Raw genomic sequence first — 24,832 nt, 5'->3', positions numbered from 1 at the left:
GTGTCGTGCGTCTCCTCATGGGTGGTGGGTGGTGACGGGTTCGGTGCCGGTGGTACGGCATGGAGCAGCGGGGCCGGGTGCTGTCAGGTGCACCCGGCCCCGCCGGTTCATGGGGAGCGGTCGTTCGGCCGGCCGCCCGGTCAGTCGGTCAGCTGGACGGCCCGCAGGCCGGTGGCGCTCTTGGAGTTGTTGGCGATGGAGGCGCCCCACTCGAACCAGCCGCGGCCCCGTCCGTCATTGTCGGCGTCGTTGACGACGAAGCCGAGTCCGATGGAGGCGGCCGGCTTGCCGCTGAGGCCGAGGGAGGCCCAGGGGACCGTCACCGTGTAGCGGGTGGTGGTGCCTTCACGGGTGATCTGCGCCGTCGCGCCGGGGGTGGTTCCCGCGCTCTGGCCGGCCGGCGGCCGCCAGGTGTACACCTGGGGCTTGCCGCCGACGAGCGAGGCGCCGACCTCGACGTACTGGCGGCTGCGGCCCGGGACCTCGGGGGTGACGGCGAACTGGAGGCTGTCGCCCTGCCACATGTTCTCGGCGCTGGTCGCGGGCTGGTACAGGGCGTTGTCGGTGAACTCGCCCTTCAGGACGAGCCCGGCGTCGGTGTACTGCGGGCGCAGGGAGCCGGAGAGGTCGGCCGCGCCCTGGTAGCCGCCCGCGTACTTCTTGCCGGCGTGGGTGGCCAGGTCGATGGGCGTGGTGGTGCTGGTTCCGGCCGGCTGGACCGCTCCCCAGCCGTTCCAGGAGCCCACGGGGTTCCTGGCGCCGTCGGGGGTGCTGACGTAGGCGGCCGTCCAGTAGCGGTTCCACGGCTTCACGTTGCGCGCGTCCACCGTGTACGCGACCTTGTTCTCGGTGCCCACCTTGATCGGCCCGTCGATGGTGCCCCGGTCCAGAAACGTGGTGCCCTCGTTGACCTGCCACTCCAGCTTGCTGAGGTCGAGCGCGGAGCGGGCGCGGTTGTTGGTGACGGTGACCTTCAGTGCGGCGGCGAAGGGTGCCGCCGTCTTCACCACCGGGTCGAAGGTGACCTCCGTCGGGGGCACCACATCGGTGTCGGTGGTGATCCGGCCGAAGTTGACCGGGCCGAGTCCGACCGTACCGCTGACCGAACGCGTGCCGGTCAGTGCGGAGGTGGGCAGGTCGATGGTCTTGCGGGTCACGGTGCCGGGCTTCGCGGTCACCCGGTAGGTCTTTCCGGCGATGCGGAAGTCGAGGAGCGGCGAGACCGGGGGCTGCCCCTTGGTGCGGTCGGCCTTGAGCACCGCGGTGACGGACTCCTCCGTGTTGGTGCGCTCGGGGAGTTCGAGGGAGAAGGCGGGGGCGGCGACGGACGTGACGGCGCTCACCGCGCCCTTGACGTACAGCACCTTGCCGTCGACGCCGAGCTGCACCTTGCCGCCGACCGGGACGTAGGTCTTCGCCCGGCCCAGCTGGTCGGTGACGGTGACCGGTCCGGTGGCCGAGAGCTGGACGGTGCCCGGTGTCGCGGCCGTCGTGTACAGCGCGCGGACGGTGGACGTGCCGGTGCCGAAGCGGTACGAGCGGACGTCGGCGGACCCGGCGTCGTCACGGCCCGCGAAGGCGCGGCCCGCGAGCTGGCGGATCAGGACGCTCTCGGTGACGACGGACGGCTTGGGCTGCCAGGCCGCGACGCCGGTGGTGGGCCGCTTGAACGCGCCGAAGTTGTGTTCCTTGTTGTTGGCGTCGGTGCCGTCGTTGGTGAGGTCGTACCAGTAGTAGCGGTCGACGCCGGAGGCGAACGAGAAGATCTGGGCGCGCGGCACATAGGCGGCCTGCGCGGCCTGGCTGACGCCGTCGGCGTGGGTGGGGTAGCCGTTCTCGGTCATCCACAGCGGGAAGTCCTGGCCGCCCGCCGCGTCCAGATCGGCCCGCACCTGCGGCAGTTTCGCCAGGGCCTGCTCGGGCGGGCTCGGGTAGCCGTAGTGGTGGACGCTGAGGGCGTCCATGTAGTCCAGGCCCTTGAGGGCGTAGAGCCGCTTCAGCCAGTCGGTCTGGAGCCCGGCCAGACCGCCGCCGACGACAGTGGCGTCCGGGACCTTGGCGTGCACCTTGCCGTAGCTCGCCTTGAGCATCTGGAGGTAGCAGTCGGCGGTGATGCCGCAGGTGCCGTTGTTGAAGCCGGTCGAGTTGTACTCGTTGTAGATCTCGACCTCCTTCGAGGACTGCTGGTACTTCTCCACGATGCCCGCGGTGTACTTTCCGTACGCTTCCAGCGCGGCCTCTGAGGCGGGGGTCTTGTTGTTGTCGTAGTTGGGGTTGCGGTAGCCGGAGATCGGCAGGGAGACCAGGCCCAGGCTCTTGGCGTACGGGATGTGCTGGTCGGTGCTGTAGTTGCTCCAGGCGTACTGGCCCGGGGTCTTCTCGATCGCGCTCCAGTTGATGTCGGCGCGGATCCCGTGCATACCCATCAGCTTGACCGAGCGCAGCAGCTTCTGGTCGTCGCCGTCGTTCCACCCGTAGTGGATGCCGGTACCGAAGCGCGGGTCCTTCTGCTCATGGCCCGCGAGCGCGGTCACCACGCCGAAGTTCACCGTGCGGGTCGTGGTGCCGGCGGTCGCCGTGAGCGTGTAGTAGCCGTTGCCCAGCTGGGTGGCGTCCACGGTGGCCGTGCCGCCCGTCACCGGCGCGGTGCCGGAGGCGACGGTCACCCCCTGGTCGTCGACGGCCTTCCAGACCACCGAAGTCTGGTCGGAGGTGAGGGTGATCTTCGCCTGGCCCTTGACGAAGAACAGGTCGGGCGAGGTGACGGTGAGCGTGGCCGCGGCCGCCGCCGCGTGGGCGGACGGTGCGGTGCCGGGCAGGGGCGCGGCCACCAGCAGGCAGCCGAGCAGGGCCGCGGCGCTGCCCCAGGCGGTGGGATGCCCGGAACGGCCCATTACTCTGGCCCGTGCCAGGGGTCCGGACCGGATCGTGCCGTTCTGTTCCATCGAGGTGTCCTCTCGATCGGATCGGTGCGGTGCGTTGGACGTGGTTCCCGGGCGGTGGTGTGCTCCGTCGGCTGTACCCCGGCGGAGCACACCGGTCCGGGCCGTCGGCGCGCACCGCTGCCGCCGTCGGCCTGCGCGGAGCGGTTCCGCGCGTGTTCCCGGGTGGATCTCATCCCTTGAGGCCGGTGAAGCCTCCCCCGCCGCGTACGATCTGCCGCTGGAAAATCAGGAACAGGACGACGGGAGGCAGGATGGCGAGCAGCATCCCGGCGATGAGCAGCGACTGTTCCGCCGTTTCCGCGAGGCGCGGCAGTGCGGCGGAGATGGGCTGCTTCTCGGTGTCCGGGATGACGATCAGCGGCCAGAGGAAGTCCTTCCAGGAGCTCATGACCGTCAGCAGGGTCACCACCGCGAGGATCGGCCGCGACATGGGCAGCACGATCCGGCGGAAGATGATGAACGGGCCCGCGCCGTCGACCCGGGCGGCCTCGAAGAGCTCCCGCGGGATGCCGTCGAAGAACTTCATCACGATCAGCACGGTGAAGGCGCTGGCCGCGTGCGGCAGCCATACGCCCCAGGGGCTGTTGGCGAGCGAGATGCCGAGGCCGGGCAGGTCGAGCACGGTGAGATAGAGCGCGACCAGGGAGATCGAGCCGGGGATGAAGAGGGTGGCGAGCACCATCCACCGCACCGGCGTCGCCCACTTGGGCCGCAGCACGGACAGGACGTAGCCGCCGGTGGTGGCGACGAGGAGGTGGGCGATGACCGAACCGGTCACCAGGACCACGGTGTTCCAGAGGTACTGGCCGACCTGGAGTTCGGTCCAGGCATGGGAGAGGTTGTCCCACTGGGTGTGGTCGGGCCAGAGCGCCAGCGGGTCGCGCAGCAGCTCCTGGGTCGGTGATATCGCGCCTTTGAGGGTCCAGTACAGCGGGGCCGCGCCGAACGCGATCAGCAGGAGCAGGGACAGTCCCTGCACGGAGCGGAGCGAGGCGCGCACGGAGGTGCGCCGGCGGTCGGCCGAGGAGATGAGCCCACGTGCGCTCTCCTCGGTGCTCTTCCTGCCCCGCGAACGGAGGGGGGTGGTGACGGCCATCAGTTGCTCCAGCTCCTCGTCGCCCGCAGATAGATCGCCGAGAGCACGCCGAGCACGAGGGCCAGCAGCACGCTGAGGGCGGTGGCCGATCCGTAGTCGCCGTTCTGGAAGGCGTAGTTGTAGATCAGCATCAGGACGGTGAGGGTGGAGTCCTCGGGCCCGCCGTCCGTCATCACGAAGGGTTCGGTGAACACCTGGAGGGTGCCGATGATCTGGAGCAGCAGCATGATCAGGATGACCCCGCGCAGTGACGGCAGGGTGATGTGCCAGACCCGGCGCCAGATCCCCGCCCCGTCGATCTCGGCGGCCTCGTACAGCTCGCTGGGCACCGAGCCGAGCGCCGCCAGGTAGATGATCACCGTGGAGCCGAAACCGGCCCAGGTGGCCTCCAGGACGATCGACAGCATCGCCGTGTCGGTGGACTGGAGCCATGGGTAGGGTCCCAGGCCGACATGGGCGAGCAACTGGTTGAACAGTCCGGCGTCCGGGTCGTAGAACCACTTCCAGAGCAGCACCGAGACCACCGGCGGGATCGCCACCGGGAGGTAGGCGAGGATCCTGAACAGCGTTCCGCCGCGCCGCAGTTCGGCGATGAGGACCGCGAGGAACAGGGGTACGGGGAAGCCGATGACCAGGGCGAGCGCCGCGAACAGCGCGGTGTTCTCGACCGCCGTCCACAGCAGCGGGTCGTCCAGCACATTGCGGAAGTTGTCCAGGCCCACCCACTGGGCGGGGCCGACCAGATTGGTCTGCTCGAAGCTGAGCCGCACGCTCTGGACGATCGGCCACCAGGAGAAGTAGGCGAAGGTCAGCACCATCGGCAGGCCGAACAGGATGGTGGTGATGCCCCCCTGCCTGACCCAGCGGACGAAGCGTTCGGCCGGGCTGCCACGATGCGGGGAGGCACGGTGCGGCGGCCCGGCCTGCTCGCGGGGCGACGGCGGGGCGGACTTCACGGAAGGGTTCATCGGTGTGCGGTCTTTCGGTGTGCGGTCCCCGGTGGGCGCCGGTGGCGCGTCCGACCTGCTCATTGACGGCTCCTCAAGCGTTCTGTGCGGCGGCGCTCAACGCTGCGCCCGCTCCACCTGGGACTTGACCTGCCCCGCGGCCTTCTTCAACTGCTCGGCGGGGTCGGCGTCCTCGCGGGTCAGTACGGCCTGTACGGCGCTGTCGAGGGACTTGTAGACGTTCTGCGCCTCGATGGGCGGCTCGACGACCAGTTCGAAGTCCTTGAGGGCCTGGGTGTACCTGGCGAAGTGCGCGACCGGGGTGTTGGCGTGCTCATTGACGGCCGCGTCGACGGGGTCCGAGACGGCGGGCCGGAAGAAGGGCACGACCGGGACGCCGACGACGCCGCCGTCCTTCTTCCTGGCCGCCGCGTCCTCGCCCGCGATCTTCGGGTCGTACTTGGTCGTCAGGTAGTAGAAGTCGATGAACTTCAGCGCGGCCGCCCTCTCCTGAGGGCTCGCCTTCGGACTGATCACCGCGACATTGCCGCCGGCCAGGGTGCGCCGCCCGGCGCCGTCCACGGGCATGGCGGACAGCCCGACGGTCTCCGGGTCGCCCTTGTACTGCTGGACGTAGTGGTTGACCGCGCTCGGGCCCGTGACCGCCATACCGATCTTCCCCGCGGAGAAGTCCTTCTCGATGTCCGTGATGCTGCGCAGCTGGTTCTTGCCCATCGACCCGTCCGACCAGCGCATCTGCCGCAGCAGGTCGAGGGACTTCTCGGCACCGCTGCCGGGGGCGTCGAAGGAGTTGGCCCACTTGCCGCCGGTCTTCTTCTGCATCTCGTCGCCGTGGGAGTACGTCATGGCGGTCAGCATCCAGCCGCCGGCGTTCTCCTTGGTCGCCTGGGCGTAGCCGACGGCGTCGGTCCTGTCGGTGATGGCCTTGGCGGCCGTGCGGACCTCGGACCAGGTCTTCGGCGGGTTCTCGGGGTCGAGTCCGGCCTTCTCGAAGAGGTCCCGGTTGTAGAGGAGGCCCATGGCGTACTCCTCGGTGGGGACGCCGTAGATCTTGCCGTCCTGCCCCTTGGCCGCGGCGAGCACGGCGTCGTTGAACTGGTCGCCGTTCTTCAGCTGCCCGAACTCCTCGGTGACGTCCGAGATCTGCTTGCGCTTGATCAGTCCCGACATCTCCGTGAGCGGTACCCTGACGATCGTCTCCAGGCTGCCGCCGCCCACCTTGGTCTGGAAGCTCTGCTGGTCGTACTGGTACTCGTTGGTCTTGACCCGGACCTTGGGGTTGGCCTTCCGGAACGCTGCCACCCGCGTGTTGAAGGTCTTCAGCGCCGCGGCGTTGGTGGCCGGGGGGCGGCCCGAGACGGTAATGGTCACCGTGCCGTCGGCCGCGACGCCACTGTCCGAGTCGGAGCACGACGCAAGCACGCAGACGAGCGCACCGGCGGTGATGCCCGTCAGGGCGGTGCGCAGGGAGGGTCTCATCGGGAACTCCTTCAGGGGCAGACCGGAAACAAGCCGGAAAGCGTTTTCCAGCCGGGGTCACCTTGCCTCGCGACATATCGCCGCGTCAATGGGTACGGTGCGGACTTCCTGCCGCTGAGGGCTGTCCCCGAATCCTGCGAGGCGGGCGACGACAGCTACGGCACCTCGCGACATTGCCGGAACATCCGCATACATCCCGTATGCGGACGCCCCTCCGCCCGGCGACGGACCACATCCGACGCCGCGCGCTGATCCACCAGGGATGACGGAACGGACCTCGGTCCACCATCAGCCCCTTGCCGGGGCGTTGACATCGGCTTAGCCTCTGGAAAACGTTTCCCAAGCGTTTTCGGAGATCGCCGCGGAGGCGATCGTGAGCTGGAGGACATCCCGTGCACCCTGCCTGGTCGGCCGCCGAGTACGACCGCTCCCTGCTGCGAGCAGCCCTCGCCGAGGGCGACCGCTGCTGGGACGCCGAGGCGCACCTGTTGCGGGTCGAGGCCCCGTACAACCCCATTCACACCCACATCAAGGGCGGTCCGGCACACCCCACCCGCAATTCCCTCCACTACGCGCTGCTGCTGCTGGAGCGGGGCGCCGACGGGGACGCCGCCCGCGCCCACTCGGTGATCCTTGAGATCGCGCGGCTCCAGGACCGGTCGACCACGAGCGACACCTACGGCATCTGGGGCTACTACGCCGAGGAGCCGGCCTCACAGATGGCCCCGGCGGACTGGAACTGGGCGGATTTCCTCGGCATCCACCTGATCCTGATACACGCCCGGCACGGCGAGGACCTGCCCGGACCCGTGATGCGCGAAGTGCGCGAGTCACTGCGGCACGCGGCCTCCTCCATCATCCGCAGGAACGTCCACCTGACGTACACGAACGTCGCCGCGATGGGTACGTTCGTCACGCTCGCGGCCGGTCAGATCCTTGAGGACGAGGCGGTGTCCGCCTACGGCAAGGACCGCATGGTGCGCCTCGCGGAGGCGATCGACACCACCGGCAGCTTCACCGAGTTCAACAGCCCGTCCTACTGGGGCGTCGTCCTGCAGACCCTGACCCTGATCAGGGAACACGTCTGGGACGAGGACGTGCTGGCCGTCAACGAGCGGCTGCACGACCGGCTGTGGGAGCACTTCCTGGCCCGCTGGCACCCGCCGACCCGTCAGCTGTCCGGCCCGATGGCCCGCTGCTACAGCAACGACGTGGGCGCGCCGCCCCACCTGGTCAAGGCCACCGGGGGCCTGGTGCGTGCTCCGGCCGACGCTCCGGCCGGGTCTCCCCTGCTGGAGGGCGTGCACGCCTGCGTGGACTACCGGATGCCCGACTGGGCCCGCCCCCGGCTGCTGGCGCTGGAGGGCGAGCACGAGCACCGGGAGCGGTTCGCCGGGGCCCCGTCCCCCGAGACGGGCACCACCTGGCTGGACGGCGTCACCACGCTCGGCAGCGTGAACCACCAGGACACCTGGCTCCAGCGGCGCCCGCTGTTCGGCCACTGGCTGCGCCCGGACGGCGGGACGGGACATGTGCACGTCCATCTGGTGAAGGACGACGGCGCGGAGGACTTCGACTTCGCCTCCGGCGTGATCAGTACCGTACAGAGCGGTCCGCACGTGGCCTGGCTGACGGGCTTCGCCTGTCCGGCGGGCGACCGGCACCACCACCTCGACATGATCGAGCCGGGCGGCCGTTTCCGGGCCCGGTCGCTGCGTCTGGTGGTGGACGCGATCGGCGCGCCTCCCGTGCCGGAACCGGCCGCGTTCACCGATGGCGTCGTGCTGGACCTCGGGACGGCCCGGCTCGCCCTCCGGCTGGCCGGCGGGAGCTTCGGCGGCCGTACACCGACGGCGCGGCTGATCCCGCGCGAGGACGGCGTACGGATCGAAGTCGTCCTCTTCGAGAGCGGGACGCCCGCCGAGCTCGACTGGGAGACGGTGGGCGACGCCTACGCGGCGGGGACCCTCTCCCTCGTCCGCGTCACCGAGGGTTCGGACGAGGACCGGGCGACCGGGCTCGCACCGGAGCTGGTGGCGGCCGAGGACCGTGCGGAGCTGCGCTGGACGACCCCGCGGGGGAACCGGCTCACGCTGCGCGGCGGCCGGTCGGTGGTGTCCCGCGAGGCTCATGCGGCGCTGCACTCCGCGACGCTGGACGGTGCGGCACCGCCCTCGCCCCGTCTGTCGCAGACCCGTCTCGCCCCGTAGCACCGGCGGAGTGAGGGGCACGCGCCCTCGTCCCACCCGTCCGCCGGACCGGTGGGATTCCGAGCAGAGGTTCCTGGAGAAAGGACCGTTCACGCCATGCGTGAAGAGACCGTGGACAGCGACATCACCGTCATCGGCGGAGGTCTCGCCGGTGTCTGCGCGGCCATTGCCGCCGCCCGACTGGGACAGCGGGTCGCTCTCGTCCACAACCGCCCGGTACCGGGCGGCAATTCGAGCAGTGAGGTACGGGTCTGGGTGTGCGGGGCGACCGCGCACGGAACCCAGCGGTGGGCCCGCGAGAGCGGCATCATGGGCGAGCTGTACCTGGAGAACCAGTACCGCAACCCGGAGGGCAACCCGTACTACTGGGACCAGGTCGTCATGGACGCGCTGCGGGCCGAGCCGAATGTGTCGCTGTTCCTCAACACGGATGTCCGCGAGGTCGCGGCGACGGGTTCCGCCACCGCGCGCACGATCACCTCGGTCACCGGCTGGACGATGGGCTCGGAGCGGCTGATCAGCTTCACCGGCCCGGTGTTCCTGGACTGCACGGGGGACGGTCTGGTCGGGCATCTGGCGGGCGCCGATCACCGGATCGGCCGGGAGGGCCGCGCCGAGTACGGGGAGAGCTGGGCTCCGGACGCCCCCGACGGCGAACTGCTCGGTTCGACGATCCTCTTCTACACCAAGGACGCCGGGCACCCGGTGAAGTACGTACCGCCGTCCTCCGCGAAGAACATCCTCGACACCCCGATCCCCGAGCACCGGCTGATCCGCACCGGCGACAACGGCTGCGACTACTGGTGGATCGAGTGGGGCGGCGGGCTCGACACCGTGCACGACAACGAGCGCATCCGTGACGAACTCTGGTCCGTGATCCACGGCATCTGGGACCACATCAAGAACTCGGGGAAGTTCGACGCGGAGAACCTGACCCTGGAGTGGGTGGGCTCCCTGCCCGGCAAGCGCGAGTACCGCCGCTTCCTCGGCGACCATGTGCTGACCCAGACCGAGGTCATGGCCCAGGAACCCTTCGAGGACCGGGTCGCGTTCGGCGGCTGGTCGATCGACCTGCACCCGGTCGAGGGCATGTACGCCACCGAGCCGGGCGCCCACCAGATCCACCCCGACGGCATCTACCACATCCCCTTCCGCAGTCTTTACTCCCGCAACGTCGGCAATCTCCTCTTCGCGGGCCGCAATATCTCGGCCACGCACATCGCGTTCGGTACGACCCGGGTGATGGCGACGTGCGCGACGCTCGGCGAGGCGGCGGGGACCGGTGCCGCGCTCTGCGTACGGGACGGGGTCACTCCGCGCGAGCTGGCCGCGGACCGGCGCCTCCAGCAGGTTCTGCTCCGTCAGGACGCCTCGGTGGTGGGGGTGCGCAACACCGACCCGGACGACCGGGCGCGGTCGGCGCGGGTGAGCGCGTCGAGCACCCTGGACCGGCTGTCCGTCGAGCCGGGCCCGGGTACCGAGCGCTGTCCCCTCGACCGTGATCTGGGCATCGTGCTGCCGGTGGACCCGCTTCTCGACGGGTTCGAGCTGTTCGTCGACGCGGGTGCGGACACCGCTCTTGACGTCGAGCTGTGGGACACGGTGCGCGCCGAGAACGCCGTTCCGCTCCGTCGGCTGTCCACGCACTCGGTCCCCCTCGCGGCCGGGCGCGGCCGGTGGATCACCGTTCCGCTGCGCTGGCACCCCGACGAGCCGCGCAACGCCGTCGTGGTCGTGCGGGCCAATGCCGACGCCGCCCTGCACCTCGCCGACGAGCGGCGCACCGGGGTGCTCTCCCTGACCCGGAAGCGGCCCGCGGAGGCGGGGTTCGACGAGCACATCCCCGAGGTGAACGCCGAGCCGGTGACCGAGTGGATCGCCCGCGGGCTACGGCGGCGCAGCTTCTGCTTCCGGGCCGGGGCGACGGCCGCGTACGCACCGGAGAGGACCGTCGGCGGCTATCAACGCCCCTATGGGGGACCGCAGTTGTGGCAGGCGGCCGAGGAGGGGGCGGCCTGGCTGCGGCTGGACTGGGACTCGCCCGTCGAGCTGGGCTCCGTACAGCTCGTCCTGGACGACGACGTGGACGAGTATCTGAACAATCTGCACCTGCACCGCACACCGTTCGAGATCATGCCGGAGCTGGTACGGGACTACCGGGTCGAGGCACTGGTGGACGGCGCCTGGCAGACGGTCGCCGCGGAGACGGACAACCGCGTGCGTCACCGTGTCCACCGCTTCACCCGGCGCACCGCCACCGCGCTGCGCGTGCGGGTGGACGCGACGAACGGCGCGCGCCACGCGCGGATCGTGGGGGTGCGCGCGTACGGCTGAGCGGGCCGGGAGCGGCCGTCTCCGGTCTACCGGGGTCTGGCGTCGTGGGCGGGCAGCGGGCGCAGGCCCGACCAGCGGTGCAGCATGCGGGTGGCGAGGGCCGAGCACAGGCGGCCGAGGGCACGCAGGTGTTCGTGGTCGCGGGTGAGTTCGGCGACCGCTCCGAGCCGGTGCACCAGCCGCTCCCGGGCGAGGACGTCTCCCCACGCGAAGTCGGCCACGGGTACCCGCGCGAGGTGGTCGACCGACTCGCGGTGGGCTCGCTCGACCAGCGCGTCGCCGCGGATCAGCCAGCCCGCGCAGGCGTCGGCGAGGTCGCCGGGTACGTCCGTGCCGGTCAGCGTCCGCCAGGTGGAGCGGTAGATGTCCTCCGCCTCCGCGAGCGGCGCGGGCCCGGCCGACATGGCACACCAGCAGGTCGGGAACCCGATCCGCAGGTAGGCCAGTTCGACGAGTCCGTTCCCGAGCGCGGCCTGTTCGAAGTCGATGAACCGGACGCCGGTGGCGGTGCGCAGGTCATTGCCGGGGCAGGGGTCTCCGTGCAGCAGCGCGTGATGGGGCGCGGGGTCCAACCGGTCGAGCAGGGAGCCGAGTTCGTCCGGTACGTCGCGCGGTACGGGGACGTCGAGGGCCTTGGCGAAGGCCAGGAAGGATGCGGCGTCCCCGGCCGTGGGACCGGACCACGCGGGCAGGATGCCGGTGTCCGCCGGACCGGTGAGGGAGTGCAGCCGGGCGAGCGACTCCGCGTACCCCGGCAGCCAGTCGCCGGCGGGGCCGAGGTCGTCCACGTACTCCAGGACCATCACCCGGTTCGGCGGGTCCGTGGCGAGCAGTGCGGGAGCGACGCCCGGCCGGGGGGCCCTCGCGGCGAGCCGCAGCGCGGCGACCTCGCGCGCGTAGCGGGCGTCCGCGTCCGCCGCGGCGTCGCCGCCGTCGGTGATCTGCTTGACGATCACCCGGCCGCCGTCGCGGAGTCCGACCCGCCACACGCGCGATCGCGGACTGCTCTCCAGCGGGACGGATCCGGCGGGAGCGCCCAGTACGTCGCGGAGTTCGTCGCTCATCGGCAGGCGGTTCGGCATGGGGTCAGCGTAGTTGCCTCGGGCGAGGGCCGCCGTGCGAGGTGTACGGGGATGCCGTGCGGCGCCGTCCCGTGGCAGCGCGTTCGCCCGATGTCCTGAATCCGTACCCGGCCAGACAGTTGACGCGGACAGGCAACCCCCGGCGCGCGACTGCCGTCTTGATCACCGACAGGAAGAGTTCGCCGCACGTGACGGGCGGCGGCCACCCCCCACCAGTTCCGGGCTATGAGCGCCATACAGCTATGCACCCCATGTATACATCGCCTGCATAGCTGTGCGGTGACCGGACTTGACGCGCGAAAGGCACCCATGCAGAGCAAAGCACTGGCGCCCGAGTACCAAGGTGCTCTCACCAAGATGTCGGTGAACGCCTCCCTGACCGATGTACTGGCCGAGGGCATACGTCACTTGGCGGCAGCCGAGGCTTCCGGCTCACAGGCGGAGGTGGCACGGGCCGGGCTCGCCGTGGCGGAGGCGCACCGCAGGCTGGGCCATGTGACGGAGGCCGATCTGGCCTGGAAGGCCAGTTACCGGTCCGCCCGCTCGGTCGAGGACCTCGGGGCCATGGCCTGGGCACTCTGGAGCGGCGGGACGCTGGCCCGCCAACGGGGCTCCCTGCGGCTCGCGTTCCGGCTGCTCGGGCTCGCCGCCGACATGGGCAAGCGCGGCGGGGACGTCGTCGCCCGCGGCTACTCCCTCGCCGGCCTCGCCGAGACCGGCCGCATACAGGGCGACTACCGGACCGTCGCGGCCCTGCACGAGCAGTTGCTCGCCGAGGCGCGCGCCCGCGGCGAGGCACGCCACACCGTATGGGCACTGGAAGGCATCGCGCAGATCCACCGCAACACGGGTTCGCTCGACACGGCCCTGACGATGTTCGAGGAGGCGGCCCAGCTCGCGAAGGACGCGGACGACTGGCGCGGCCGGGCATGGGCCCTGCGCGGCATCGCCGACATCGTCTCCCTGCGGGACGACCCGGAGCATGCCCTGACCCTGCTCTCCGAGGCCGAAGTCACCTGCCGCGAGATGAAGTTGTCCAGCGCGCTCGCCTACAACCACAAGATGCGCGCCAATGTCCTCTTCCGCGCCCGCCGGTACGAGGAGGCCCGCACGGTGTACGAGCAGGCGCTCGAAGAGTTCAGCGCCATGAGCGAGCCCCGCGGCGAGGCGCTGGCCCGGCTCGGGCTCGTCAAGGCGCGCGCCCGGCTCGGCCGCGACCGGCACGAAACCGCCGCGGATCTGGACGGGTTGCGCCACACACTGGACCGGATCGGCCTGCTGAACGCCCGGGACATGGTGGACAAGGCGTACGCCGAACTCGGCGTGGCACCGAGCGGCGGCGCGGGCGACGACGAGAGCGGCCGCCGATGACCGTGCCCACGACCCAACAGGACACCGCGCCCCGGACCCTGGCCCGCTGCCGCGATCTCGTACGGCCCGCTCTCGCCCAGGCCGTACAGCGCCTGCACCCCTGGCACGCCGGGATGGCCGCCTTCTCCCTGGGCTGGAGCGAGGTGGACGGCAGCCCGCTGCCCGGTTCACAGGGCAAGGGGATCCGCCAGGCACTCGCGGTGCTCGGTGCCGAGGCGGCCGGAGCCCCCGGCCGGGAGGCCGTCGTGGGCGCGGTCGCCGTCGAGCTGATCCATACGTTCTCCCTGCTGCACGACGACATCATGGACGGCGACGAGACCCGCCGGCAGCGCCCCACCGTGTGGAAGGCGTACGGCACCGGCCCCGCGGTACTGGCGGGAGACGCCCTCTTCGCCCTGGCCGTACAGACGCTGGCCGACGCGCCCGGCGGGAGCGGCGCCCCGGCGGTGCGGCGGCTGGCCTCGGCGCTGAGCGACCTGGTGCGCGGTCAGGCGGAGGACCTGCTCTTCGAGTCCAGGCCCTGGACGGGGCCCGGAGCGGTCCGCCCGCACGAGTACCGGTCGATGGCCGAACACAAGACGGGCGCGCTGCTCGGCTGTGCCGCCGGACTGGGCGCCGTGCTGGCCGGGGCCCCCGCGGGCACGGCCGACGCCCTGGACCGGGCGGGCCGGCATCTCGGGGTGGCGTTCCAGGCGGTGGATGACCTGCTCGGCATCTGGGGGGACCCGCAGACCACGGGCAAGCCGGTGCACAGCGATCTGCGCCGCCGGAAGAAGACGTATCCCGTCCTGGCGGCGCTGGCCGCGGACCACCCCGCCGCCCGCCGGCTGGAGGCCCTCCTGCACGTCGGCGGACCGCTCGACGACGCCACCGCCCGCCGGGCGGCCGGCCTCATCGAGGAAGCCGGTGGCCGCACCGCCACCGTGGTCGAGGCGCACGAGCACCTGGCCGCCGCCCGCGAAAGCCTGGCCCGCGTTCCGCTCGCTCCGGCCGCGCACGAGGAAATCCTGGCGCTTCTCCCGTACCTCATCCAACGCACCATGTGACAGCACGCCCCGCCACGCCCCGCCACGCTCCGCGACCCCGCCGGTCCCAGTCCCTCCCGGCGGGGTCGCTCTGTCAGCGGTCGCGGCTCGGGACGCACGCGTCCGTCACGAGCGCCCCGCCATCCCCACCGCTTTGCGGACAATAGAACTAAGCAGCAGAACGAATGGTGGGCCTTACAGGTATTAAGGCAATCGGCCGCATTCTCACCCTCTCGAAGAGGGTGAGATCAGGACCGCGTGACCATCCCGCTTCCCGTGCCATTGCTGCCACGACCTCGCCGCACCGCCCAGCGGCAGCCCGGTTCCACCGGAGCCGAATAGGCGTACGGCATTTCCGGAACTCCACTGGAACAGCCTGCCATTCGAGTGTTCCCCACATGGACGCATGAGCGAGTCACGCGGGTCTTTCGGCCTTCTGTCTGCCAAAGTGCACTTCGTCTTTACTCACTGGATTGATCCCGCAGTTGACGTCGTGAGGCGTCACATCCAAGAAGTCGTGCGACGGCCTCATGGATGAGGTCTCTCCTATCCGGCTGCCCGACCGCCCTCTTTCTTCGGCGGTCGGATCACCGTCGTTTCAGAATCTCCTGATACCAGGGCTTTCCCGAGCCTGCGCTTCGGGGGCACGTAAGAAGAGAGCCGGCCGTGCTGCAAAAGCGTTGCACTGAAGAAAGACAATTGACGGTCCTTCATTTGGTACAGCCAGTGGATGGCGGCGTGGCCCGGGTGGTCACCGACCTCGTGAAGGAGCAGGCTCGGGCGGGTCTGCGCCCGGTGGTGGCCTGTCCGCCCGTCGGTCCGCTGGCGGCCGGAGCCGCGGCGGCCGGAGCGGTGGTCCACAGCTGGCCCGCCGTGCGGGCGCCCGGTCCGCGGCTGGCCGGGGAGGTCGCGGCCGCGAGCCGGCTGATCCGTGAGTGCCGCCCGCATGTGCTGCACGCGCACAGCGCCAAGGCGGGTCTCGCGGGCCGTATCGCCGTACGCGGCCGGGTGCCCACCGTGTTCCAGCCGCACGCCTGGTCGTTCGAGGCCGTGGGCGGCCGCACCGCCGAGCTGGCCCTGAAGTGGGAACGCTTCGGCGCGCGTTGGGCCGACCACATCCTGTGTGTCAGCGAATCCGAACTGCGCACCGGGCAGGAGGCGGGCATCACCGCCCGCTGGTCGGTGATCCACAACGGGATCGACCTCGCCCACTTCCGCCCCGGAGACCGCACGGACCGTCGAACGGCCCGTGCGGCCCTGCCCCTGCTGGACGGCGTCGCGGCCGACGCTCCGCTGGTCGTCTGCGTCGGCCGCCTGAGCCGGCAGAAGGGCCAGGACGTGCTGCTGCGGGCCTGGCGGCGGATGCGGGTCGAGGGTGCCCGGCTGGTCCTGGTGGGCGACGGTCCCGATCTGGACAGCCTGCGGGCCGCGGCCCCCGCCGGTGTGCTGTTCACCGGAGCGTGTCAGGACGTGCGGCCATGGATCCACGCGGCGGACGTCCTCGTCCTGCCCTCCCGCTGGGAGGGCATGGCACTGGCCCCTCTGGAAGCCATGGCCTGCGGCCGGCCCGTCGTGATGTCCGACGTCAACGGCGCCCGGGAGAGCCTGCCGCCCGGTCACGAGGCGCACTGCATCGTGCCGCCCGAGGATCCGGCGGCCCTCGCCTCGGCGCTCACCGGCCTCCTCACCGACCCGGCGCTGAGGGACGCGCTGTCCCGCAGCGTCCAGCGCCACACACGAGCTGTCTTCGACGTCCGGGAGACCGCGGGGGCGGTAGCCGGGCTTTACCAGGAACTCGTCGGCTTGTCCGGCCCCACGATGAGGAAGCGCACCGAGCGATGACGACGGAGAGTGCACCGGTCCCCGGCACTGCCCAGGCAACAGCCTTTCAGGCACACACGGTTCATCCGCCGCGAAGAGGCGGGGCCCGCGCGCCGTCCCTGCGCCGCACCCGCAGGGACGGCCGGTACGCACCCGCGGCGCGGCTGCTGCTCGCCGACTCGCTCGCGCTGGGCATCACCCTGGCGGTGTTCTCCCCGGTGCCGTGGCCGTCCGCGTGGCTCGCCGTCCAGGCCGCGGCCCCACTGATGCTGCACGCCTACCGGGGGCTGTACCGGCAGGGCCTGTCCCCCTCGGCCCTTTCCGAGCTGCCCGCGCTCCTCGGTCTCGCCCTGCTCCAGTGGTACGCGACCGCCGAACTGCTCGCCGCGTGGGACCCGCGTCACGCGATCGGCTGGTCGGCGCTGGCCTGCGCGGCGGCGGCGCAGACGGTGCTGTGCTGCGTCGCACGGGCCGCGGTCCACCGCGCACGCCTGCGGTCCGGCGCGAGGAACCCGCAGGCCGCCGTCGTCGTGGGGCACGGAGCGACCGCCCAGCAGGTCACGGCGGCGCTGTACGAGCACCCCGAGTACGGGCTGCTGCCGGTCGGCCGGGTCGTCCCCGGCACTGCCCCGGACGAGGGCTTCACCGCGTCCCCGGCCGGATTCCCGCCCCTGCCCTCCCTGGTCACGGTGGAGGAGGCGGGCCGGGCCGTCGTCCAGAACGGGGTGCGCCACGCGGTCTTCACCGCCCCGCCCGACGCGACCCCCGAAGGGGCGGCCCTCTTCGGCCTGTTCGTCGGGCACGGCTGCCGGGTGTGGCTGATCAGCAGCCCCGGTTCCGGGGCCGCCGCCCCGCGACCGGCCGGGGCCAGGCCCGACCACCTGTGGGGCTTCACCGCGTATGCCCTGCACAGCGGAGCGCACCGGCCCCTGACACACGGAGTCAAGCGGGTCATGGACGCCGTGCTGGCCGCGCTCGTCCTGCTGGCGGTGGCCCCCCTCATGGCGGGGTGCGCACTGGCGGTACGGCTCTCCGACGGACCGGGCGTCCTCTTCCGGCAGGAACGCGTCGGCCGGCACGGACGGCCGTTCGTCCTGCTGAAGTTCCGCACGCTGCGACCGGCCGACGCACAGGAGTCGGCCACCCGGTGGAACGTCGCGGCCGACGGGCGGATGAGCCGGGCCGGCCGGATCCTGCGCCGCACGTCGCTCGATGAGCTGCCGCAGCTGTGGAACGTCCTGCGCGGCGACATGAGCCTGGTCGGCCCCCGGCCCGAACGTCCCTTCTTCGTGGCCCAGTTCAGCCGCGCCCACCCCGGATACCAGGCCCGCCACCGGATGCCGGTCGGCATCACCGGACTCGCCCAGGTGAACGGCCTGCGCGGCGACACGTCGATCGAGGAGCGGGCCCGGTTCGACAACCGCTACATCGAGACCTGGTCGCTCTGGCAGGACGCGTGCGTGCTCGCCCGCACCGCCGGTTCCCTGTTCCGGCTCGGAGGCAGCTGATCATGGCCGTGACGTACACAGCGGCTGCGCCCGTACGGGTTGTCCCCCGCGTCACCGCGGGCCGTTGGAAGAACCAGTGGCCGCTGCTCCCCCTGGTCGCGGCCGTGCTGCTGCCCGCGGTCCCGGTCGCGGCCCAGGATTCCGGGGCCTGGCCCGGTGTCCCCCCTGCCGACATCGCGTCGGGCGTCGCGGTGCTCCTGTGCGTGGGCCGCCTGCTGTTCCTCCGGCAGCGTCCCCTGACGGCCGCCGCCGCGCTGGTCCTGGGCCTTCCCGCTCTCGGTTTCGCCGTGGCGACGGTCACCGCGGGCGACCCGGCCGGCGCGCTGCCCGGCCTCGTGCGCTACCTCCAGGTCTTCGTCCTGGTGCCGGCCGCGGTCTTCCTCCTGATCAAGGACGCCCATGGGTTCCGGGTCGTCTCCGGAGCCCTTGTGCTCCTGGCGCTCGTCCAGGGCATCACGGGCGTCCACCAGTACGTCACCGGCACCGGCGCCTCGTACATGGGCGAGGAGATCCGGGCCGTGGGCACCTTCGGGCCCAGCGACATCATGGGGATGGCCACGGTCGTCGCCTACGGCCTGCTCGCCGCCACCGCCCACGCCCTGCGCACCCCCGAGGGCTCGCCCCGCTGGCTCCGGCCCTGCGCGGCCCTCACCGCCGTCGCGCTGACCGTTCCGCTCGTGCTGTCCTTCAGCCGGGGGGTGTGGATCGCCACGGCGGTGGCGGTCGTCGCCGTGCTCGCGCTGACCGGCCGACAGCAGGCGATCCGCTCGCTCGCCGTCCTGTGCGCCGCTTCAGTGGTGCTCGTCGGGGGCCTCGGCGTCGGCTCCAAGATGATCTCGGAGCGGCTCGACAGCGTCACCCAGGTGACCCGGAACCCCGACCGTTCGGTCAGCGACCGGTACGCCATGTGGAGCGCCGCGGCCGGGATGTGGCGCGAGCGGCCCGCGACGGGGGTGGGCCTCAAGGGCTTCCCCGCGCACCGTGACGGGCACGCCTCGATCGGGCTCTCCTCGGGCAGTGACACCGAGGGGGCGGGCCAGGCGTTCCGGAGGCAGGCACTCCTGTCCCCGCACAACATGTACCTGCTCGTACTGGGCGAGCAGGGTCTGATCGGGCTCACGGCGGTGCTCGGCAGCTGGGCCGCGATCCTGGTCGGTTCCGTACGCAGGCTGGTCCGCGCCCGGTCGCGCGGGCACGCGGCCGTGGACTGCGGGCTGGTGGCGGTCGGCCTGATGATCTGGCAGACCGTCAACTTCCTCTACGCGGACATCGGCGGCCCCACCACGGTACTCAGCGGAATCATCCTCGGGCTCGCCGCCTGGTGGGCGTTGGCCGAGCCGGAAAAGGTGAGCGCCGCGTGAGCGATACCGGCACGGGGACGGAGACGGAGGCCGCGGAGCTGCGGTCTCCGCGCAAGCCGGTCCTCGGGGCGCCCCTGCCACCCGAACAGGCAACCGCCCCCCGGCTGCCCACCGCGCCACGCATCCGCACGGCCCCCGCCGCGGCCGGCGGGGCACCGCCCCTGCCCGGCGGCTCCGGCACCACGACCGGCGGCGCCGAGCACTCCACGAGCGGCGATTCCGGCACCGCGACCGGGCGTTCCGGCACCGTCGGCGACGCCCCCGGGCTCGGTTCCTTCCTCGCCAGGGCCGCGGCCGTCACCGCCGCGCTGACGGTGATCGGGGCCCTGCTCGGGCTGGTACGGGACCAGGCCATCGCCCGCTACTTCGGAGCGAGCGACGCGAGCGACGCGTTCCTGATCGCCTGGACCGTGCCCGAGATGGCGGCGACGGTACTGATCGAGGACGGTATGGCGCTGCTCCTGGTCCCGGCCTTCAGCATGGCCCTGGCCCGGCGTGCGGCCGCCCCGGAAGGGGACTGCCGCACGGACGACCCCGTCCGGGAGCTGATCGCCGCAACCCTCCCCCGGCTGTCGGCGCTGCTGGCCGGCGGCGCTGCGCTGCTGATCGCGGGCGCCCCGTGGGTCGTCGGCGTTCTGGCGCCCGGCCTGCGCGACCCCCGGCTGGCGGTGGACTGCACGCGCCTCACCGCCGTCACCGTCCTCACCTTCGGTATCACCGGATACTTCAGCGCCGCTCTTCGCGCACATCGCAGTTTCCTGCCGCCCGCCGGGGTCTATGTCGCGTACAACGTCGGCATCATCGGCATGACGCTCATGCTCCACTCGGTCTGGGGCGTGCGGGCGGCGGCGGCCGGAGTCGCCGTCGGCAGTCTGCTGATGATCCTGACCCAGTTGCCCGCCTTTCTCCGGCTGCTGCCCCGGCGCCGGTCCGGGGCGTCCCGCGCCCTGCGGCGGCCGGTGGCGGGGAGCACCGTCCCGCTGTTGAGTGCCACCGTGCTGGCACCGGTCGTCCTGTTCGTGGTGAGCCGCCAGTCGCAGGTCCTCGTCGAGCGGTTCCTGGCCTCCACCCTGCCCGCGGGTGCCATCTCCCATCTGAACTACGCGCAGAAGGTCGCGCAGATGCCGATGGTGCTGTCCCTGATGATCTGCACGGTGACCTTTCCCCTGGTCGCCCAGGCCATGGCGGACGGGGACCGGGACAGGGCCCGCCACCGGGTCGAGCGCGACCTCGCCCTGGCCGGGATGGTGGTGCTGCTCGGCACCGCGGTCGTCCTGGGATACGCGCCCCGGATCATCGAAGTGCTCTTCCAGCGCGGCGCGTTCGGCGCACGGGACACGGCGGCGACCGCCGAGGTCATGCGGGTCTACGCCGTGGGTCTGCTCGGCCACTGTCTCGTCGGTGCCCTGAGCCGGCCGTTCTTCTCCGCCGGGCGGCCCACCTGGTTCCCGGCCTTCGCCATGGCCACCGGGCTGGTGGTCACCACGGGCGCCGGGTACGCGCTGACGTTCCGTTTCGGCGTCAACGGCATCGCCGCGGCCAACGCCATCGGCATCAGCACCGCCGCGCTGCTCCTGCTGATGGGGCTCGGTACCCGGGTGGTGGCGATCCGGGTCCGGACCGTCGCCGCCTCCCTGGCCCGGCTGGCCGGTGCCGCCGCGGTGGCCGGGGCGGCGGGCTGGGCCGCCGCGCCCGCGGTGACCGGTCCCGTTCTGAGCCTGGCCACCGGCTGTGTGCTGGTTCCCGCGGTCTTCCTGCTGGCCGGGCTCGCGTTCAGAGCTCCCGAAGTCGTCCATCTGCTGGCCCTCATCCGAGAGAGGTTCTTCCATGGCCGCTGACCCCTCGGCGCGTCGCGCCGGCTCCCCTTCCTCCCGGCTCCGGCAGCCCGGCCGCACCCAGCCGTGGATTCTCACCTATCACTCGGTGAGTGATCCGCGGTACGACCCGTACGGCATCACCGTCTCCGCCGACCGGCTCGACCGGCAACTGGCCTGGCTGCGCGGCAGACACCTGACCGGTGTCGGGATGTCCGCCCTGCTGCGCGCGGACGTTACAGCCCGGCGGGGTCTGGTCGGGCTGACCTTCGACGACGGGTACGCGGACTTTCTCCACGAGGCCCTTCCGGTACTGCGCCGCTACGGCTGCACGGCGACGGTCTTCGTACTGCCCGGCCGGCCGGGCGGTTCCAACGCCTGGGATCCGCTGGGCCCGCGCAGGCCGCTGCTCACGCCGCGGGAGATCCGCCGCCTCGCCGACGCCGGCGTGGAGATCGGCTCGCACGGCCTGTTCCACCGGCATCTGACCACGCTGTCCGACGACGAACTGCGCGCCGAGACGCGCCGCAGCCGGGAGCTGATCCGCGGCATCACCGGCACCGCTCCCGAGGGCTTCTGCTACCCGTACGGCACGGTCGACCGGCGCGTGATCGACGCGGTGCGCGACGCGGGCTACGGCTACGGCTGCGCCATCGCCCCCGGTCCGCTGCTGGGTCCCTTCGCCCTGCCCCGTACCCACATCAGCCAGGCCGACCGCGGTGTCCGGCTGCGGGCGAAGGAACTGCGGCACACGCTGCGGTACGGCAGAGGGAACGCTCCGGGGTCCCGGACGGCCCCCTCCGACGAGAACGGCGTCACCCCTCCGGTCCCGACGGGCGGCCGGCGATGAGAGTGCTGCACATCATCACCGGGCTCGGGGTCGGGGGCGCCGAGCAGCAACTGCGGCTGATGCTGCGTCATCTTCCCGTCCGCTGCGATGTCCTGACGCTCACCAACCCGGGAGCGGTGGCCGCGGGGCTGCGCGCCGACGGTGTGCGGGTGGCGCATCTGGGGATGGGCGGCAACCGGGACCTCACGGCCGTGAGCGGACTGGCCCGGTTCATCCGCGCGGGCGGGTACGACCTCGTCCATACGCATCTGTACCGGGCCTGCGTCTACGGGCGGATCGCCGCCCGGCTGGCCGGGATCCGTGCCACCGTCGCCACCGAGCACTCGCTGGGGCGGGCGGAGATCGAGGGGCGCCCGCTCACCCGGGGCACCCGCGCGCTCTATCTGGGGACCGAACGGCTCGGGTCGGCGACGGTCGCCGTCTCCGCGACCGTCGCCGGACGGCTGCGGGAGTGGGGGGTGCCCGCCGCACGGATTCACCTGGTACCCAACGGGATCGACCCGGTCCCGTTCCGCTTCGACGGCGGGGAGCGGCGCTCGACCCGGTCACTGCTGCGGATTCCCGCCGACGCCTTCGTGGTGGGCGGCGTGGGGCGGCTGGTTCCCGGCAAACGCTTCGACGTGCTCGTCCGCGCGGTCGCGGCGCTGCCCGGTGCCTGGCTGCTGGTGGCCGGGGACGGGCCCGAGAGCGAGTCGCTGCGGGCACTGGCCCGCCGGCTGGGCGCCGCGGACCGGATCCGTTTCCTCGGCGAGTGCGACGCCGCGGCGTCCGGAGCCGCCCCCGGTGTCCCCGCGTTGCTCGGCGCCATGGACGTCTTCGTCTCGACGTCCCGCGAGGAGTCCTTCGGGCTGGCCGCGGTCGAGGCGCTGGCGGCGGGGCTGCCGGTACTGCACGGCGCCTGCCCCGCGATCGACGACCTGCCCGCCGCCCACGCCCCGGGCGCCACCCGCATCACGGGCGGCGCCGAGGAGTTGACGGCGGCGCTGCGACGGCGGATACAGGCCGCGCCGCACCGGCTTCCGCCGCCTCGGGCGGTCCGCCACTACGACATCAGGCGCAGCAGCGAACGCCTCATGGACGTGTACACGCATGCCCTCGACACCGCCCCACCGACCTGGAGAGCACACCCATGACCGAGTCTCCCGAGAAGCAGCAGGCCGCCCCCGGACGAAGCCGCCTGCGGCGCGCACTCCCGCGCCCGCCCCATGGGTGGCCGCTGCCCGTCTGCATCGTGCTGGGCGCGGCGTGCGGGCTCTCCTACGGCCTGCTGAAGTCCCCCCAGTACGCGGCCACCAGTTACGCGATGGCGGTGGTCGAGAAGGGTGCGGACCCGTCCGCGGCCCTCGGCTACGCACAGTCGTACGGGCGGCTCGCCACCAGCGACGCGACTCTCTCGTACGCCCATGGTGCGGCCGGTGAACCGGTGGCCGCGCTCCGTACCCAGGTGCTCTCGGAGACCTCGCCCGACTCACCCATGATCGCGGTCACCGGTACGTCGAGCGATCCGCACCGGGCCGCCGACATCGCCAACGCCGTCATCGAGGCCGTCATCGTCAACAGTGATCATGTCGCCGATGCCACCGGGGTGAAACTGATCCAGTACACCCACGCCATGACGCCGGAGCGGGCGGTGTCGCCCTCCGTCCCCGTCGGCACGGCCGTGGGAGCGTGCGCGGGCGGCCTGATCGGCGGGCTCGTCCTCCTCGTACGGCCCCGCCGGAAGGGCTGGACCGTGTCCGCCCAGCTCCCCGGGCCGACGTCCGCCGGTGAACCCGCGTCCGCGGGCGACCGCGAGCTCGTACGATGACCGCGCACGGGCCGGGCGGCCTCTCCGTCACGCTCTGCCGCGATCCCGAGGAGTTCGGCGCGCTCGCCGGGGAATGGGACGCGCTGCACCGCCGCTGCGCCACGGCGACCCCCTTCCAGCGCCACGCCTGGCTTCATTCGTGGTGGCTCTCGTACGGCCAGGAGGGCCGGCTCCGCGTCGTCCTGGCGCGTCGTGGCGGGCAGCTGATCGGCGCGGCACCGCTGATGCTCGTGCACCGCCCGATGCCGCTGCTCGTGCCGATGGGCGGCACGATCTCCGACTTCTTCGACGTCCTCGTCGACGAGGAGTGCGCCGCACGCGCGGTTTCGGCCCTGGCGCGCGGGCTCGACCGGGCCGCCCGGCACGCGGTGATCGACCTGCGGGAGGTGCGGCCCGACGCGTCGGCGCAGCTGCTCTTCGGGATGTGGCCGGGCGCCAGGAGCCGGCTCACGGACTCGACGTGCATGGAACTGCCCGCCGAGCCGATCGACGTACTCGTCCGGCGCATGTCCAGTTCGCGTGGTCAGCGGGTGCGGTCCAAGCTCCGCAAGGTCGACGCGCTGGGGGTCGAGTCCCGGCCGGTGGTGGAGCAGGAGGTGCCGGCCGCGGTCGGCAATCTGCTGCGGCTGCACGAGCTCCAGTGGCAAGGACGGGGGATCAATCCCGAGCACCTCAGGCCCCGCTTCGCCGCACATCTGGTCCGCGCCACCGGGCGGATGGTGCGGGACGGTGACGCGGTGGTCACCGAGTTCCGGCTCGGGGGCGAGGTGGTCGCGGTCAACCTGGCGCTCCACTCCGGCCGTCTGACGGGCGGATACCTCTACGGGGCGCATCCCGGCCTCAGGGACCGGAAGGTGGATGTGGCGACGCTCCTGTTGCGGGACGTGGCAGGTCAGGCGGCCGGCTCCGGGCGCAGCGTACTGAGTCTGCTGCGCGGGTCGGAGCAGTACAAGAATCACTGGCAGCCGGTCACGGTGGTCAATCAGCGGCTGCTGCTGGCCCGTTCCGGTCTGGAGCCGCTGCTTCGGCTGCGCGAGTCGCAGGTGGCGGTGCGGGACCGGGCGGCGCAGAGCGTCAAGGCACGTTTCCCCACCGCCCGGGACTGGCGCGACCGGCTGACGAGCCTCTCCGTCATGGGCCGGTGATCCCGCGGGTGCCCCA

17 protein-coding genes are annotated in these 24,832 nt (G+C 71.9%); 12 read left to right on the top strand and 5 right to left on the bottom strand.

Annotated features, from left to right (window positions below; all coding sequences use genetic code 11):
• Positions 1 to 140: 140 nt before the first annotated feature.
• The 4 genes from A6A29_RS19055 to A6A29_RS19040 all read right to left on the bottom strand — a co-directional run bounded on the left by A6A29_RS19055 (position 141) and on the right by A6A29_RS19040 (position 6,488).
• Positions 141 to 2,945 (bottom strand): hypothetical protein, encoded by a 2,805-nt coding sequence (locus A6A29_RS19055; protein WP_073721299.1) that lies wholly within the window; start codon positions 2,943 to 2,945, stop codon positions 141 to 143.
• A gap of 169 nt (positions 2,946 to 3,114) precedes the next feature.
• Complete coding sequence (locus A6A29_RS19050; RefSeq protein WP_073721298.1) at positions 3,115 to 4,041, bottom strand: carbohydrate ABC transporter permease; 927 nt, start codon at positions 4,039 to 4,041, stop codon at positions 3,115 to 3,117.
• On the bottom strand, positions 4,041 to 5,009 hold the full coding sequence (locus tag A6A29_RS19045; protein ID WP_073721297.1) for a carbohydrate ABC transporter permease: 969 nt from the start codon (positions 5,007 to 5,009) through the stop codon (positions 4,041 to 4,043). Before A6A29_RS19045 ends, A6A29_RS19050 begins: the two co-directional genes overlap by 1 nt.
• Before the next feature lie 96 nt (positions 5,010 to 5,105).
• Positions 5,106 to 6,488 carry an ABC transporter substrate-binding protein gene (locus tag A6A29_RS19040; protein WP_073721296.1) on the bottom strand — a complete coding sequence of 461 codons (1,383 nt, stop codon included), beginning with the start codon at positions 6,486 to 6,488 and terminating at the stop codon, positions 5,106 to 5,108.
• Between the two features lie 392 nt (positions 6,489 to 6,880).
• Here A6A29_RS19040 and A6A29_RS19035 point away from each other — a divergent pair, with 392 nt between their 5' ends.
• Complete coding sequence (locus A6A29_RS19035) at positions 6,881 to 8,698, top strand: hypothetical protein (protein ID WP_073721295.1); 1,818 nt, start codon at positions 6,881 to 6,883, stop codon at positions 8,696 to 8,698.
• 96 nt (positions 8,699 to 8,794) lie between these two features.
• A complete protein-coding gene (locus A6A29_RS19030) occupies positions 8,795 to 11,032 on the top strand; it encodes an FAD-dependent oxidoreductase (protein ID WP_073721294.1) in 2,238 nt (745 codons plus the stop codon).
• A gap of 26 nt (positions 11,033 to 11,058) precedes the next feature.
• Here A6A29_RS19030 and A6A29_RS19025 read toward each other — a convergent pair whose 3' ends face one another.
• Complete coding sequence (locus A6A29_RS19025) at positions 11,059 to 12,114, bottom strand: phosphotransferase (RefSeq protein ID WP_073721293.1); 1,056 nt, start codon at positions 12,112 to 12,114, stop codon at positions 11,059 to 11,061.
• 309 nt (positions 12,115 to 12,423) lie between these two features.
• Between A6A29_RS19025 and A6A29_RS19020 the strand changes: the two genes are divergently transcribed.
• The 10 genes from A6A29_RS19020 to A6A29_RS18975 all read left to right on the top strand — a co-directional run bounded on the left by A6A29_RS19020 (position 12,424) and on the right by A6A29_RS18975 (position 24,816).
• On the top strand, positions 12,424 to 13,485 hold the full coding sequence (locus A6A29_RS19020; protein ID WP_073721292.1) for a tetratricopeptide repeat protein: 1,062 nt from the start codon (positions 12,424 to 12,426) through the stop codon (positions 13,483 to 13,485).
• Positions 13,482 to 14,531 (top strand): polyprenyl synthetase family protein, encoded by a 1,050-nt coding sequence (locus tag A6A29_RS19015; RefSeq protein WP_073721291.1) that lies wholly within the window; start codon positions 13,482 to 13,484, stop codon positions 14,529 to 14,531. Before A6A29_RS19020 ends, A6A29_RS19015 begins: the two co-directional genes overlap by 4 nt.
• Positions 14,532 to 15,176: 645 nt before the next feature.
• Positions 15,177 to 16,352: a glycosyltransferase family 4 protein gene (locus A6A29_RS19010; protein ID WP_073721290.1), complete on the top strand. Its 1,176-nt coding sequence runs from the start codon at positions 15,177 to 15,179 to the stop codon at positions 16,350 to 16,352.
• Positions 16,349 to 17,839 (top strand): exopolysaccharide biosynthesis polyprenyl glycosylphosphotransferase, encoded by a 1,491-nt coding sequence (locus tag A6A29_RS19005; RefSeq protein WP_073721289.1) that lies wholly within the window; start codon positions 16,349 to 16,351, stop codon positions 17,837 to 17,839. Before A6A29_RS19010 ends, A6A29_RS19005 begins: the two co-directional genes overlap by 4 nt.
• A 2-nt stretch (positions 17,840 to 17,841) precedes the next feature.
• Positions 17,842 to 19,200 carry an O-antigen ligase family protein gene (locus tag A6A29_RS19000; RefSeq protein ID WP_073721288.1) on the top strand — a complete coding sequence of 453 codons (1,359 nt, stop codon included), beginning with the start codon at positions 17,842 to 17,844 and terminating at the stop codon, positions 19,198 to 19,200.
• A complete protein-coding gene (locus A6A29_RS18995) occupies positions 19,197 to 21,038 on the top strand; it encodes a lipid II flippase MurJ (protein WP_073721287.1) in 1,842 nt (613 codons plus the stop codon). Before A6A29_RS19000 ends, A6A29_RS18995 begins: the two co-directional genes overlap by 4 nt.
• Positions 21,028 to 21,864: a polysaccharide deacetylase family protein gene (locus A6A29_RS18990; protein WP_073721286.1), complete on the top strand. Its 837-nt coding sequence runs from the start codon at positions 21,028 to 21,030 to the stop codon at positions 21,862 to 21,864. Before A6A29_RS18995 ends, A6A29_RS18990 begins: the two co-directional genes overlap by 11 nt.
• Positions 21,861 to 22,997 (top strand): glycosyltransferase, encoded by a 1,137-nt coding sequence (locus A6A29_RS18985; RefSeq protein ID WP_073721285.1) that lies wholly within the window; start codon positions 21,861 to 21,863, stop codon positions 22,995 to 22,997. Before A6A29_RS18990 ends, A6A29_RS18985 begins: the two co-directional genes overlap by 4 nt.
• Entirely contained in the window at positions 22,994 to 23,671 is a 678-nt protein-coding gene (locus A6A29_RS18980) for a lipopolysaccharide biosynthesis protein (protein ID WP_073721284.1), read from the top strand. Before A6A29_RS18985 ends, A6A29_RS18980 begins: the two co-directional genes overlap by 4 nt.
• Entirely contained in the window at positions 23,668 to 24,816 is a 1,149-nt protein-coding gene (locus tag A6A29_RS18975; protein WP_073721283.1) for a GNAT family N-acetyltransferase, read from the top strand. The genes A6A29_RS18980 and A6A29_RS18975 overlap by 4 nt, the downstream gene beginning before the upstream one ends.
• The last annotated feature ends 16 nt before the right edge of the window (positions 24,817 to 24,832 follow it).

The sequence above is a fragment of the Streptomyces sp. TSRI0281 genome (assembly GCF_001905125.1).
GTDB lineage: Bacteria > Actinomycetota > Actinomycetes > Streptomycetales > Streptomycetaceae > Streptomyces.
Note: the sequence above shows the minus strand (reverse complement) of the source record. Positions and strands in the feature narration are given on the sequence as shown.

Coding starts and splice junctions, on each gene's coding strand:
- A6A29_RS19055 (WP_073721299.1), bottom strand. CDS start 2,945: ATGGAACAGAACGGCACGATCCGGTCCGGACCCCTGGCACGGGCCAGA.
- A6A29_RS19050 (WP_073721298.1), bottom strand. CDS start 4,041: ATGGCCGTCACCACCCCCCTCCGTTCGCGGGGCAGGAAGAGCACCGAG.
- A6A29_RS19045 (WP_073721297.1), bottom strand. CDS start 5,009: ATGAACCCTTCCGTGAAGTCCGCCCCGCCGTCGCCCCGCGAGCAGGCC.
- A6A29_RS19040 (WP_073721296.1), bottom strand. CDS start 6,488: ATGAGACCCTCCCTGCGCACCGCCCTGACGGGCATCACCGCCGGTGCG.
- A6A29_RS19030 (WP_073721294.1), top strand. CDS start 8,795: ATGCGTGAAGAGACCGTGGACAGCGACATCACCGTCATCGGCGGAGGT.
- A6A29_RS19025 (WP_073721293.1), bottom strand. CDS start 12,114: ATGCCGAACCGCCTGCCGATGAGCGACGAACTCCGCGACGTACTGGGC.
- A6A29_RS19020 (WP_073721292.1), top strand. CDS start 12,424: ATGCAGAGCAAAGCACTGGCGCCCGAGTACCAAGGTGCTCTCACCAAG.
- A6A29_RS19015 (WP_073721291.1), top strand. CDS start 13,482: ATGACCGTGCCCACGACCCAACAGGACACCGCGCCCCGGACCCTGGCC.
- A6A29_RS19005 (WP_073721289.1), top strand. CDS start 16,349: ATGACGACGGAGAGTGCACCGGTCCCCGGCACTGCCCAGGCAACAGCC.
- A6A29_RS19000 (WP_073721288.1), top strand. CDS start 17,842: ATGGCCGTGACGTACACAGCGGCTGCGCCCGTACGGGTTGTCCCCCGC.
- A6A29_RS18990 (WP_073721286.1), top strand. CDS start 21,028: ATGGCCGCTGACCCCTCGGCGCGTCGCGCCGGCTCCCCTTCCTCCCGG.
- A6A29_RS18985 (WP_073721285.1), top strand. CDS start 21,861: ATGAGAGTGCTGCACATCATCACCGGGCTCGGGGTCGGGGGCGCCGAG.
- A6A29_RS18980 (WP_073721284.1), top strand. CDS start 22,994: ATGACCGAGTCTCCCGAGAAGCAGCAGGCCGCCCCCGGACGAAGCCGC.
- A6A29_RS18975 (WP_073721283.1), top strand. CDS start 23,668: ATGACCGCGCACGGGCCGGGCGGCCTCTCCGTCACGCTCTGCCGCGAT.